The following is a 12,715-nucleotide window of genomic DNA, read 5'->3' as shown; positions in this document are numbered from 1 at the left end:
AACAATAAAAAATCCTAACAATAAACAATTGTTTACCGAGATGTCTGCATATCAAATATATTTAGGGAGAGAGTAATGTTAAACAGGTTTAGTTTAAAGTTTAAGGTATATAGTAGTTTTATAACGATGATCAGTTTGATAACGCTAATATCAATTTATGCTACTTATAACTTTTCTACTTTGGCCTCTGAGTTCTTCTCATATCGAGAGATGGCCATGGATTCAAACTTATCAAGTGAAGTTCAGTCCAATATGTTAATGGTTAGAATGAATGTGAAAGACTTTATTATTTCATCTTCAGAAAAAGATATTAAACAATTTAATGAATACTTTGATGTGACAACTAAGAAGATGGATCAAGCATTAGTTGATATTCAAAAGCCAAGTCGTGCTAAGATTCTTCAAGCTACAAGTCAAAATTTAAAAGAGTACCAAAGTCATTTTAATGAAGTTGTAGGCCTTATGAGCGAACGAGATAGGCTTGTCACAGAAAAACTTAATATTAATGGTAAATTAATGGAAGAAAAGCTTTCTCGAATCCTTTTTACAGCTAGAAGGGACAGAGACATGGTGGCCGCATATAACGCTGGTATTGCCATGAGAAACTTACTTCTTGCAAGACTATATGTTACAAGGTTTTTTGATACAAATGATAGAGACTCTGTAAATAAAGTTGTTCACGAACTAAGAGAGTTTGAAAAAGATATCAGTGTACTAGAGAAAAACTTACAAAATTCTGAACGCCGTAAATTACTACGCCAGATTTTAGCAATAGAGAAGTCTTATTCATCTGATTTTCAAAAACTAGTTACGATTATTAATAAGAGAAACAATATTATTACAGAGAAGCTAGATGTATTAGGTCCTAGAATTGCGAGTAATATAGAAGAGGTAAAGCTTGATATTAAATCAGTTCAGGATAAATTTGGACCGAGGCTTAAAGATCATCTTACTGAAGCAAAGACTGTCATTGTTATTATTTCTATTATTGCTCTGATTACAGGGATTGCCTTAGCTGTGTTCTTTGTTTCATATCTATCAAAAACAATCGCTATAATTAATGAAGGAATCCAAAATAGTTCTAAAGACTTAAATAGTGTTTCAAATTCATTAAATGATTCTGCAAATAAATTATCGAGTGCTAATCAACAGCAATCGGCTGCTCTACAAGAAACATCTTCTTCGATTCACGAAATCTCTTGTATGGTTGCCAACAATACGCAAAATGCTCAGGAAACGGCATCTCTTTCTGAAGAAAGTAAGAACTTTGCAAACGAAGGAAAGGACTCGGTAAATACTGTTAGAAATAAAATGGATGATATCCAATCAAATAATGAAGAACTTGTTAAGAATATTGAAAACAGTAACCGCGAAATTGAAGGACTAATCGACGTCATTAATAGAATTGCAGAAAAAACAACTGTCATTAATGATATCGTTTTTCAAACGAAACTTCTTTCTTTTAATGCTTCTGTTGAAGCGGCAAGAGCTGGAGAGCATGGGGATGGATTTGCTGTCGTTGCACACGAAGTCGGTCAGCTAGCGGCCATGAGTGGTGAAGCTGCAGAAGAGATCTCTCAGCTTCTTTCTGGAAGTATCACTCAAGTTCGAAGTACAGTAGATAAATCTAAAGAGATGATTTTAAGATCTGTAGAAAAAGGAAAGGTTTCTGTTGATGAAGGAGTTAAGGCTGCACAGGAATGCGAAGTTATTCTAAATGATATTTTAAATAGCTTTGATAATGTAAATCAGTCAGTAAAACAAATCTCAAGTTCTTCTACTGAGCAGTCTCAAGGAGTGAATGAGATTACTTCAGCTGTAACTCAACTGAGTCAATCAGCAAATGAAAATAGTATTGTCACTCAGGAAGCATATAATAAAGCTCAAGAAGTAAACTCATTGGCCTCTAGATTACATGAACTTTCACAATTAACAGTAAAGCTAATTGAAGGTGAAGGTAAAATTATTCCTGGAAAGATTAAGCAAGTTATTGATGAAGATATCCTTGCAGAAAGTAAAAGAGTTTCAGAGGTATTTTCTAAGTCAGAAGCAGCGTAGAAATTAATTAAAAGATATATTCACACAACTTGCTTTTAAAATTAGCAAGTTGTGTGTTTTTGGATTTACTAGAAAATTGGCTTTGCAAGCTCGCAGTCATCGTTCATATCAAACATAACAACTTCATTGCTATCTTTAAATTGAAAGATAATTGTATCTCGCTCACCAGCTTGATTAGCATCATCGTTTCCAACAACACTATAAACAAGAACACTATTCTTAGTTTCTAAGACGGTCATATAGTCACGACTTGAATATGGAAATTTCTCATAGGCCACATCTTCAGCAAGTGAACCATTTCTTTCACCATAACGTTCTTTAAATCTTTCACTAAGAACTTTGTCTCCATTCTCGTAAAATTTGATTCGTTGACCTAGCTTAAATAAGCCATAGTTGATTTTAATACCATAGTCTCCGTTAGAGCATTTCATTGCAAAGACTGATGATGACGATAATAAAATCGCCAGTGCTAAAAATAAATTTTTCATACCTTCTCCCTTTTTGTTTTTTCGGTTTCTAGCACTCTGGAGTAGGTCGGTGAATGGTTAGTGTAATTTTTATTGGATGTCTTTTTTGTGTTGTGCGTTGATTTTGTGGCTGAGTTTATTAAAATCTTAAGAAGAATTTTCTTATCTCTTTTCTACTCTTTAAATGATGAAAGCTTAGATGCTTATATTCTTGATCTTGCATCTTCTCGCTCAAGTTGAAAGAATGGTTTTTCCACTTCCTGATGTTCCGATGACGAGGATTTTTTTCATAATATCAGTCTCTTATACTTTAAAGTTCTAGGCCCAAGTATCCGATAAGTTTTGTATGAAATCAGAAAACGCTAAACTTATTCGAAGTTTTATTGCTATTGCAATTTCTTTTAGTGCTGTTTGGTATGCCTCTAATCAAAGTTCTAATGTATCACGTTCAACGGCATCATTTAATCCTATCGGTAATTGCTTTCATGCTTTAAAGGGGCTATTGAAAAATTATGATGTCAAAGTAGGACGTGATGTCAGTATTCTAATGACAGATGGCCGTAATATAGAAGGTAAAATAGCTACTTACTCTCGTGGTGGATTTCAAGTTAATTCAAAAGAAGGGAACTACCTTATTAGCTATTCTGAGGTCGAAAAAATAAATAACGATGTTCTGAGTGAAATAGAAATCTATAAGAAGCTTCTCGAAGATGATATTAGTAAAATACAAGGGCAGCAAGCTAATATCCACTATCATAACGGTTATGACTTTTCTAATATCGTTGGTTCTGATTTTGAAATAGGTGAGAAGACTCTAAACTTTACATCAGTTAAAGATGGCAGAAAAATGACTTTTGCTTATGAGAAAATCTACGATGTCTCGATCATTGACCCTGCTAAGGAAACCAAAAAAATACGACAAGACGTAAAATTATTTGAGGGCGAATTTGTCACAGTAGAGCTAAAGACTGGTGAAAACTTTGATGGTGAAATTGCTCTATCTCCTGATGGGAGTCGTGTTGATATTTTTGACATAGATAATCCTGAGGATGTCGTCTCAATTCCGGTCACTGATATTAAAAGTATCTATCAATAAAGTTGAATAATGGTAGTTTGAATCTTAGCTTTTCATAAACCATCTTATCAACAAGTTATCAAAGTTCTAAATATGATGAAATTTCCTACAAAACTAGAAAGTGACGATGACATACAAAAATTGTTAGTTAGTATGTTAATTCATGATCGGTAAGCGTTTGTATAGAGGTTGAAGATGATACTTAAAGAGATTTTAAAAAAAATTCCCATTAGATTCCCACTTACGAAAGATGGATATAGTAATTATGAGCTCATGGAATACAAAGAGATACAAAAGTTATTAAGCCTTTTAGAACATGTCGAAGCTATTGAGGACTATCTTCTTACCTTTAGAGGAGAGCCTTTTGATAATGATGAAATGAAGGAGATTATACAAAATAAGTTGGGATATATTTTTTGTGTTGGTAAAAAAGCAGAAAGTTTCTTAAGAGGGACTAAAGATAAGTTTCGCCCCTTTGATAAAGAAAATATAGATAAGGAATTGAAGGATTTATTAAAAAAATCAGAAGACGTGATTAAGATGAAATCTAGATTGAGTCATCCAGTTTCTGGAACATTCAAAATTGATAAGTGTAGGTTCGCCTCTTTGGATACAGTTCAGAAAAATTCTCTTAGAATGCTTTTGTTATTATTTTTACATAATAAAGGAAATGATAATATAGGTTTTAAAGATACATCTTCTTTTATTTCATTATCTTCTGAAATAAAAACATCTATATCATTCGCAAGCTCAGAGAATGGTAAAAATGGTGTAGTCTATGTATATATTATGCCCCTAAAGGAAAAGAGTCACCAGTTTAAGACAGGAGTAGAGCTACAGTCAGAATTAAAAGATTGTTTTGAGGTTAATTGGTACAATGACCATCATAATGAATATATACTTGCGGGAGGAATGTACCCTCATAAGCTTTTAGGCTTATTCACTTTAAGTGATGGACAGGTTAGCGAATTTATTCTTAGTCCTTGGGCTATGTTAGCACTAAAAGAAGACTATTCATTTGTTGACTTTAAAGTTGATCAAAAGGACTTTCTCGAAATTATAAAGAAAGAGGGACTCGAGGAGTTCTTTTGTTGTAATTCATTTATAGAAGAATCCAATATAGCGAAGGTATCGAATATGTTTATGGAGAAGATACATAAATTTAGGTAGATTTTTTAGATTAATAACCAGGCCATCTAATAAAGTTTCCAATTTATATAATGTTTTAATTACATGGTACCGCAGAGATATCTCATTCATACTTATCTTTTCAATAAACACCATTAATTATTTGTAACCATAGTAAAGCAATAGTAGCTAATGTTTCCGATTATTACAGTTATGAAAACAGAGATTAAAATATAATACCACTTCTTTTGATTACGAAAATGGAACGCATTGAAAGATACGTTTAGATCTGAAAATACCCTCTAATTAGATACTTAAAGTAAGCGTTAGTATATTTGAACATTATAGTGGACATGCAGAGTTGGTGACCTGATTTGCGGCTATCGTAGCGTCACATCCGGCTGTGGCAAAAAATAATACGTAATGGAAAATGATTGAACAATATTTCTGTGTTCTAAAAGCTAAACAGAACACTTTGTTCTAAAATCTGTTGTGGTTCTATTTTTTATCTGCAAAAATCTTCTTATGCAAAACGAGATAATAGAAAGACTTTCAAATGAATTTGCAAATGCAAGGGCAAAGAATCCATCTTATTCGCTGAGGGCATATTCTAATAGGTTAGGCATTCAAGTTTCAGCTTTATCTGAGATATTGAATGGAAAAAGAGCTATTACAAAAAAAATGGGACAAAAAATTTTGTCTGGTCTTGGAGTTAATCCTATCGAGTCGGAGAAAATATTGTCAGGTTCGAATGCTAAAGAAGAACCTAATTTGTCATTGGACTATTTTAAGGCCATTTCTGATTGGTATTACTTTGCGATTCTATCTTTGGCCGAAATTCCAAATTTTAAAGCACAGCCTGAATGGATATCGAAGAGATTAAATATTTCACGGAGAGAAGCAAAGCTCGCTCTAGATAGGCTTATAAAACTTGAGATGTTAGTGGAAAACAAAGATGGAAGCTATGAAGCATCAGGCATCCAATATAAAACACCTACAGATATCTTAAATGTTTCATTAAAGAATCATACAGTTCAAACTCTAGAACTCGCTATGAATTCCGTTCTCAATGATCCAATTGAAGAGAGGGATTTTTCAACTGTTACAATGGCCATCGACCCCTCTAAAATCGATGAAGCAAAAAAGATGATTAAGTCGTTTAGAAAGCGATTGTCTAAGAAACTCGAAACTGGAAGTAAAAAAGAAGTTTATAAATTGTCAGTTCAATTATTCCCTTTAAGTAGGAAGCGTAAGGAGATCGAAAATGAATAGAAAGGTTTTATTGTTATTTTTGTTTATTATCACATCAAGAGCGGTGTATGCAGGGCATGAGACAGGAAATGGTGGAGATGGTGTACTGTGCACTAAGGCAGATGGAAAGACCTATGTGCAATTCTATGACCTATATGAGGCTAAAGCTGTTTATGGATTAAATATTGATCTTGGAGCCGAGACATTAAATGTAGAAAGAAAAGTTGAGCTAGCAATAAATCGACTTGAAGATATAAACCCGAGCCGAAAAAAATTGTACAGAAATTGGTTCAACTCATTTTACTCTGAAACCGAATTTACTTTAGATAACTTAATTGATGTTCCTGACACTATTGATGGTCGAATACCTGCTTCATGTTCTTTGGAGCAAGTTATTGTTCAGAGGACTCCAAGGTTTCCAGGCCAAAAAAGGTATACCATAGATAAAAAATTATGGGACTTGATGGATAATACCTCTAAGGCTTCAGCAATCTTGCATGAGCTAATTCTTCGAGAAGCTGTAAACATTTCTGGTCACACAAACTCTATTTCTGCGAGGTATTTAAACGCTCGTTTGAGTACGAATAGTTTCTCATCCCAATCACTGAGAGATTACGTTGAGTTAATTAAGTCAATTGACTTTCGTCACTTCGATGCACATGGGGTAACTTTCTCGCTCTTTTCTTGGAGGAACGGTACTAGAAGAGAAAATGGTTTAACATTTTATAATGATTTCAAGTTAAAAAGTGGGTATGCAGAGTCTTACAAAGAAAATCAAAAAATAAAGATTGGAAGTAATGAGATAGACTTTCCTGCACAGACGATCTCATTCTACAAGAATTCACAGATAAAGGAAGTGGGATACTTTTCTGTAAATAACCCATTGAAGTTTAAATTAAATGATCTTGGTTTGGTAATACTGAATGGAGACATTTGGAGAATTGTATTTAATGAAAATGGTAACTTAAAAAATATTGATACAGATGGTGAAGTTAATTTAAATTTATCGTCAACTAATCTAATATGTTCTGGAAAAAGAGAAATGAAGCTGAAAATCTCAATGGGGAAGGTCGTTGATTTCACTTGTTCATCTCCTTCTGATAGGGCTGGTGGGCTCTTGTTTTTTCAAAATAAATGGAACCCTGTTAATTCATTTAGCTTAAAGACAAACCTTGGTTTTAAAAAAATAAATTTTGGAGAAGCTAGAGATCTTGAGTTTAATGGCATTTCATTTGAAACCTTAAGTGAGGTTACTTTTCACGAGGGTGAGATTGCAAAGTTAGTGAAAACAGAGTCCTCTGTAAATGTAGGTTTAGCAGATAGATCGTTTGAGTTTACTGGTCAAGTAGAGTTCAATGATCTAGGTAATTTAATAAGTGGACGCATTGATAGCATGGAAACTGTCTTACAAGGGAAGGAAATTGTTTTGGATGGTGAAATTAAGTTTCATGATAATGGTAAAATAGCGTCAGCTATCCATGAAAACTATAATTCATTTAACTTCAAGATGGTGGATGGCCGAACAATCAATTGGAAACCATATTACAGGTTTTGTCTTAATGAGAATGAGAATTTTATTGAAGGTTGTTACTAGGTATGCAGAGCTGGTGACCCCGCTTTGCGGCCATCGTGGCCTCGCGGGGGACCCTCATCGTGAGGGCCACCCACGACTTTGTCGTTGCTACAAAACCCAATCATTCTCCACATATAAAAAAAAAGCCCCTTCTTTCGAAGGGGCTTTTTTTTATGGGGTGACCGATGGGGCTCGAACCCACGACAACCAGAATCACAATCTGGCGCTCTACCAACTGAACTACGGTCACCATAAGAATGTGGAATTATTTATAAATGCTTGGGCCTTATGAGTCAACACTTAATTGCATAATGTGTAAGGTTTGTGCGAAGCGTCCTAGGAATATCTTGCATATAAATGCCCCAAGGCATTAAAATGATTAGTGAAGTTACCAAAAAACTAGGAAGGATATATGAAAAAGGTATTTCTATCACTAATGATGCTTTCACAAGCTTCAATTTTTGCTTACGGGATTGGTCAATCAACAATGCCAATGCTTAGCGGAAGCAAGCAAATTGCAACGGAACTTACTGGAATTACGTCTGATAAAGGCGGAATGGGTATGCAAGTTCGTTACACTCAAAAACTAGATGAAAAATTAATCGTTGACGGTGGGATTGGTATCTCAGGTGGTGAGCGTTCACAAAGACTATTTGTTGGTGCTGACTATGAAATCTATCCAGATTATATGCAACAACCAAGAGTTTCTGTGAAAGGGATTCTTGAGCGTTCAACTGAGTTTGACCAAGGGATCACAAAAATCTCAATGGCACCAACTGTTACTAAGGGATTCTCTTTCTGGGGTAAAGAAGCTTATCCATATGCTTCACTACCAGTTGGACTTTCACTAAATGGTGACACTAAAACTTATGATACAACAATCAGTCTTAACACTGGTATCAACGGCCAACTTCCAATCGAAGGTTTCAAGCACCTAAACGGAACAATGGAAGTTCAAGTTGGACTTAAGGATTCATTCACTGCATTCCTTGCTGGTGTATCGTTTCCACTATAATATCTTTCAGAAATTATATATAACTAAGAAGGCGGCCTAGAGTCGCCTTTTTAATTAACAGGACTATCCAATGACAAAAATTATTCTCTCTGATTTTGATGGAACACTTACTCACCATACTGAGATGAGTAGTGAGCTTTTCGATATTTTAAAATTAGCAGATGAGAAGAAAGTTCCTTTTGTCATTGTTACTGGCCGCTCAATTTCTTGGGCACACTTTCTTATCACTCACTTTACTTCACTTCCTATTGTTATCTCAGAAGGTGGGGGAGCAATTAGTTGGCGTGATAAAGCAGGGCTTATTCAAAATGAATTTCTTGTACCTGAAAGTGAATTAGCAAAGCTTGAAGCCTTTTGTATAAAGCTTAAAGAAAAATATCCTAACCTTTATTTAACAAGTGATTCACTTGGAAGAGTTGCTGATCGTGCTATTGAGTTATGTGATCTTGAAGATGATAAATTTAAAAATGAAATTTGCCATCTTATGGATGAAGAGGGAATTAACTACTCAACATCAAATGTGCACTTAAACTTTTGGTGTGGAAATCTTTCAAAGGCAAATGCAACAAAGGTTCTCTTCAACAAATTCTACCCAAATTTAAATATGGCCGAAGATGCAATCTACTTTGGCGATAGTCTTAATGACCAATCAATGTTTGATAAAGTGAAGACATCAATCGGTGTTTCAAATATTAAATCAGTACTCGATAAGCTTGCAGTTAAGCCTCATGTAATTCTTGAAGGAAGTGAGAATGCAGGGCCTAGCGGGGTTTTAAGCTACCTGAAAAATAATCTTTAGCAGCGTCTTTTATCGTCGATTCAATTTCTTCAACAGGAGTTGAAAATCTCTCTTTAATTAAAGGAATGAAGTCTTTTGGTAGAGAGGAGATATACATGCGATCTTCACCCTTGTAATGAAGCTTAAGTCCAATCGCGTGAAGGCAGTGGCGGTTATGCTCCATCTGATCATATTCTTCAGGACTCGCAAGATTGTCTTTAAAGCGTTGGAACATTTCAAATGAACCAAGATAAAGTTTATCACCAACAAGTGGTAGGCCTCTAAGCATGGCGTGAACACGAATTTGGTGCTGGCGTCCTGTTTGAGGAAAGGCCAGACCAATGACATAGTCGCCTTCTTTAAATAAAACCTTAAAGTCTGTGTAGGCGTGTTTACCTTCATGGGAATCTTCAGGGTAAGAGTCGATATAAACTCTTTTAAGTCCTTCCTCTGAAGCTCCAAGACGCTCGTCTGAAAAGAATTCGATCTCACCTTTGTAATCTTCATTTGCCTTGGCAATAAAGAAGTAGCATTTCTTTACACGATCATGGATGAATTCCTCGCCCATAAGATTTGCAATCTGAGGCTCCTTTCCAAGCATCATAACCCCTGACGTTTCGCGATCAAGTCTGTGAATCGAGTGAATGGTCTTTTCATACTTCTCTTCAAACATAACTGTTGCACAGTAGAAGAGGTGGCGGCCAGTAGGGTGGCAGGCCATATAAGGAGGCTTATTCATCACAATAAGCTCTTTGTCTTCAAAGATAATCTCTGGCCTCTCATCGAGTTCAATTAGTTCACCACGCCAGTACTCATCCTCTTGTGTCGTTCTTTCGATCTTGAAGAAGATTCTTTCTTTGTAGTGGAGAGTTGTTGAAGGTCGATGTTTTCCTGGACGGCCAATGATTTTCACATCGCCGGCCTTGATACGTTTCTTTACTTCTTGGCGTGACCAAGTCTCAAGATAGATCTGCAAATATTGATCCAGTCTCATACCATGCTGAGTTTCCTCAACATAGTATGTGACTTCATATACTTGCGTTGTAAATTTCTTATTGAGAATGGCCATAATTTCTTAGGTTCCAGCAGACTTTTACGTAAGCATAGCATTAAGATTAACGCATTGCTTACGTAAAAGTCTGCTGGAACCTTCTAGTAACGTTCTTTAATTAGATACTTTATTAGCGCAAATGATCCATTCTGTGAATAACCATAAGTTGTTTGAAGATTATCTAGGATTTGTTGAATCTCTTTCTTGATATCTTCTTTTAGTGGAATATGACCTTGTACGTCTTTGCCACTCTTTTCAGCTTCAAAGAAGACTAAGTTCTTAGAAATATTCTTAATAACCTTCTCTTGCTCTTGTCTAAATGATTCTTTGAGACGATCCACAACATCAGGAAAGATCTTTAGATAATCAACTTGCTGTCCTGGGTTGTCCAAGTACCAAGCTCCCAGTTTAGAGATAAGATGTGAACGGAATGTTGCAGGGTCTTCTTTTAAAGAAATATTGTTTTCAAATTCTTTAATTTGGTAAGTGTCACCTTCTTCATATTTACCAGTTACTTCATTCTTGATCTTTTCGCCCTTAATAAGCGCATTGATATTTTGGATATATTTCTTTAAATAATCTTCGTATGAACGATCATCAACAAGACCTAGACATCCTCTTAACTGACGATCAAATTGATCAAGGCAGTCTTCATTAATTAATTCAATAAATTTCTGAGGGTTGTGATAGTCACCATGAGCAGACATATTTAAGAAATCATACTCAGACTTCTTATTAATAATTCTTTTAAAGTAATCAAGAACTTCAATAAATGTAATATCTTTATTTAAATCGGCCAGGCGATAGATCATATTTTTAATATCGCGAGGTGAGATACCAAATTTACCTTCATACAGATTATCGAATTCAAATTCAGATTCAACCTTCGAAATATTGTGTTTTAGAAGTTGGGCCTCTTCAACATTAAGGTGCGCTGGAAGCTGGCGATCACTTGAGTAAAGTGCACATTTCTCAAGAGGATTAAGAGTCGTCACAATCGCAGATAACTTCTTATTGTCCTCATAGTGCTTACTCATACATGAGCGAATCCTTGTCATGACTGAAAATTTTGCGATGGCCGAAAGTGATCCTGGCTCAAAGCGGGTACGGTCTTTGATACTATCAATTTGTTTCTTATAGATATCCATTTCGCACTTATAGTCGAGTAGATAAGGGACGCGAATAAATGTAAAACGTCCTTTAAATGAATTAAAGTCAGGGTGTTGTTTAAAAGCTGTTAAGTGAACTTCATTTGATGTTCCAATAAAGAAGATATCAAGCTCTGTTAGAATCCCACCAAGATTGATTGAACCGGATTCCATTGTCATAAGAAGGTACTTGAAAGTATCAAGTGGTCTCTTTAGTAGATCAGAGTATTCTAGAATTCCGCGGTTTGCATGAATCGTTTCACCTGACATTTGAAAGAGGTTTAATGACTGTAGTGATGGAGGTAAAGATGCCAGCCTTTGATCCATTGTAATCTGCTGCATCTTTGCATCAACATGTAGTTGTGGCTCAATTGTCACTGCACTACGAGAGTAGCGACGAGAAACTGTATAACGCTCAACGCGAATATGCTTTAGAACTTCTTCGTGCTTTCCTTTATAATTTTTTAAAAGAGCATCATAGATCATACGATTTCTTTTTGAGAGATCGCCACGTACTAGATACGACTTTTCAATCTCTTCTAATTTCTCTGGCTGATCATTAAACGCTGAGTGAATAAGATCCTTTCTCACTTCTTTTGGAATAAGAAGAAGTGGGTGATCCTTAAGCTCAGAGGCCAAGATGGCCGAGATATCTTTGTCTTCTAATAAAGCATATGAATTTAAGTTAACTGAAGCGTGAGATTGGTTTAGCCCAAGGTTTCCTTTTACGACAGTGTTGATTGGGAAGATCCAGCTAAAAGTGTAAAGGGCGCCTTCATCAGTTTTCGAATAGTCTTCAGCACCTTTCATTAGACGCTTAACAAGTGAGCTTTTTGAAGATCCATTTGGGCCAACGAGTAGAAGGAATTTGTTATTGAATCCTTCTTCCGCGAAGTTTCTTAATTGCTCAATTATTTTTTCTTCGATTTTGTATTGGCCAAAAACTGCTGGGGCATCTTGGTCATCTTTTTGAAAAACATTAAGATGTCCCTGATCATCACGCCCAAAGTAATCCACCATGTCCTGAAGATAGGCCGAAGTTGGTCTTAATTCTCTGTCTGGAAATTTTTTAAAGAGTTCGTAGTAGTCAAAAAATGACATTGTTTCATTTCCGTTAACTTCTAAATCATTTAAACTATCTAACCAATCCATAATCTTCCTTTGAATCCTT

General features: G+C 35.3%; 10 protein-coding genes and 1 tRNA gene. 7 read left to right on the top strand and 4 right to left on the bottom strand.

Annotation, left to right across the window (positions count from 1 at the left end):
* Positions 1–75 precede the first annotated feature (75 nt).
* The gene (locus ABMA78_RS05160) at positions 76–2,058 is read left to right on the top strand and encodes a methyl-accepting chemotaxis protein (protein ID WP_392857695.1); all 1,983 of its coding nucleotides are present in this window, start codon (positions 76–78) and stop codon (positions 2,056–2,058) included.
* 68 nt (positions 2,059–2,126) lie between these two features.
* Here ABMA78_RS05160 and ABMA78_RS05155 read toward each other — a convergent pair whose 3' ends face one another.
* Positions 2,127–2,546 carry a hypothetical protein gene (locus ABMA78_RS05155; RefSeq protein WP_392857692.1) on the bottom strand — a complete coding sequence of 140 codons (420 nt, stop codon included), beginning with the start codon at positions 2,544–2,546 and terminating at the stop codon, positions 2,127–2,129.
* A gap of 325 nt (positions 2,547–2,871) precedes the next feature.
* Between ABMA78_RS05155 and ABMA78_RS05150 the strand changes: the two genes are divergently transcribed.
* From ABMA78_RS05150 to ABMA78_RS05135, 4 genes are all read left to right on the top strand, one after another.
* A complete protein-coding gene (locus ABMA78_RS05150) occupies positions 2,872–3,621 on the top strand; it encodes a hypothetical protein (protein WP_392857690.1) in 750 nt (249 codons plus the stop codon).
* 174 nt (positions 3,622–3,795) lie between these two features.
* Positions 3,796–4,770, top strand: coding sequence for a hypothetical protein (locus ABMA78_RS05145; RefSeq protein ID WP_392857687.1), 975 nt, complete (start codon positions 3,796–3,798; stop codon positions 4,768–4,770).
* A 483-nt stretch (positions 4,771–5,253) separates the two neighbouring features.
* On the top strand, positions 5,254–6,000 hold the full coding sequence (locus ABMA78_RS05140; protein ID WP_392857684.1) for a TIGR02147 family protein: 747 nt from the start codon (positions 5,254–5,256) through the stop codon (positions 5,998–6,000).
* Positions 5,993–7,573 carry a hypothetical protein gene (locus ABMA78_RS05135; protein ID WP_392857683.1) on the top strand — a complete coding sequence of 527 codons (1,581 nt, stop codon included), beginning with the start codon at positions 5,993–5,995 and terminating at the stop codon, positions 7,571–7,573. Before ABMA78_RS05140 ends, ABMA78_RS05135 begins: the two co-directional genes overlap by 8 nt.
* Before the next feature lie 153 nt (positions 7,574–7,726).
* Here ABMA78_RS05135 and ABMA78_RS05130 read toward each other — a convergent pair.
* Positions 7,727–7,802: transfer RNA gene (locus ABMA78_RS05130), tRNA-His, on the bottom strand.
* A gap of 162 nt (positions 7,803–7,964) precedes the next feature.
* On the opposite strand from ABMA78_RS05130, the gene ABMA78_RS05125 reads away from it, so the two are divergent.
* Together ABMA78_RS05125 and ABMA78_RS05120 are read left to right on the top strand one after the other, a co-directional pair.
* Positions 7,965–8,567: a hypothetical protein gene (locus tag ABMA78_RS05125; RefSeq protein WP_021266294.1), complete on the top strand. Its 603-nt coding sequence runs from the start codon at positions 7,965–7,967 to the stop codon at positions 8,565–8,567.
* Positions 8,568–8,637: 70 nt separating this feature from the next.
* Positions 8,638–9,366, top strand: coding sequence for an HAD family hydrolase (locus ABMA78_RS05120; protein ID WP_392857681.1), 729 nt, complete (start codon positions 8,638–8,640; stop codon positions 9,364–9,366).
* On the opposite strand, the gene ABMA78_RS05115 is transcribed toward ABMA78_RS05120, so the two are convergent.
* Both ABMA78_RS05115 and ABMA78_RS05110 read right to left on the bottom strand, forming a co-directional pair.
* Positions 9,329–10,414: an RluA family pseudouridine synthase gene (locus tag ABMA78_RS05115; RefSeq protein WP_392857679.1), complete on the bottom strand. Its 1,086-nt coding sequence runs from the start codon at positions 10,412–10,414 to the stop codon at positions 9,329–9,331. The two genes, ABMA78_RS05120 and ABMA78_RS05115, sit on opposite strands and share 38 nt — an antisense overlap.
* An 83-nt stretch (positions 10,415–10,497) precedes the next feature.
* Positions 10,498–12,696: a hypothetical protein gene (locus tag ABMA78_RS05110; protein ID WP_392857676.1), complete on the bottom strand. Its 2,199-nt coding sequence runs from the start codon at positions 12,694–12,696 to the stop codon at positions 10,498–10,500.
* Between the last annotated feature and the right edge of the window lie 19 nt (positions 12,697–12,715).

Source organism: Halobacteriovorax sp. RZ-2 (assembly GCF_043196685.1).
In the GTDB taxonomy this organism is placed as follows: Bacteria; Bdellovibrionota; Bacteriovoracia; order Bacteriovoracales; family Bacteriovoracaceae; genus Halobacteriovorax_A.
This window is presented reverse-complemented; position numbering and strand designations above follow the sequence as displayed.

Coding starts and splice junctions, on each gene's coding strand:
- ABMA78_RS05160 (WP_392857695.1), top strand. CDS start 76: ATGTTAAACAGGTTTAGTTTAAAGTTTAAGGTATATAGTAGTTTTATA.
- ABMA78_RS05155 (WP_392857692.1), bottom strand. CDS start 2,546: ATGAAAAATTTATTTTTAGCACTGGCGATTTTATTATCGTCATCATCA.
- ABMA78_RS05150 (WP_392857690.1), top strand. CDS start 2,872: ATGAAATCAGAAAACGCTAAACTTATTCGAAGTTTTATTGCTATTGCA.
- ABMA78_RS05145 (WP_392857687.1), top strand. CDS start 3,796: ATGATACTTAAAGAGATTTTAAAAAAAATTCCCATTAGATTCCCACTT.
- ABMA78_RS05140 (WP_392857684.1), top strand. CDS start 5,254: ATGCAAAACGAGATAATAGAAAGACTTTCAAATGAATTTGCAAATGCA.
- ABMA78_RS05135 (WP_392857683.1), top strand. CDS start 5,993: ATGAATAGAAAGGTTTTATTGTTATTTTTGTTTATTATCACATCAAGA.
- ABMA78_RS05125 (WP_021266294.1), top strand. CDS start 7,965: ATGAAAAAGGTATTTCTATCACTAATGATGCTTTCACAAGCTTCAATT.
- ABMA78_RS05120 (WP_392857681.1), top strand. CDS start 8,638: ATGACAAAAATTATTCTCTCTGATTTTGATGGAACACTTACTCACCAT.
- ABMA78_RS05115 (WP_392857679.1), bottom strand. CDS start 10,414: ATGGCCATTCTCAATAAGAAATTTACAACGCAAGTATATGAAGTCACA.
- ABMA78_RS05110 (WP_392857676.1), bottom strand. CDS start 12,696: ATGGATTGGTTAGATAGTTTAAATGATTTAGAAGTTAACGGAAATGAA.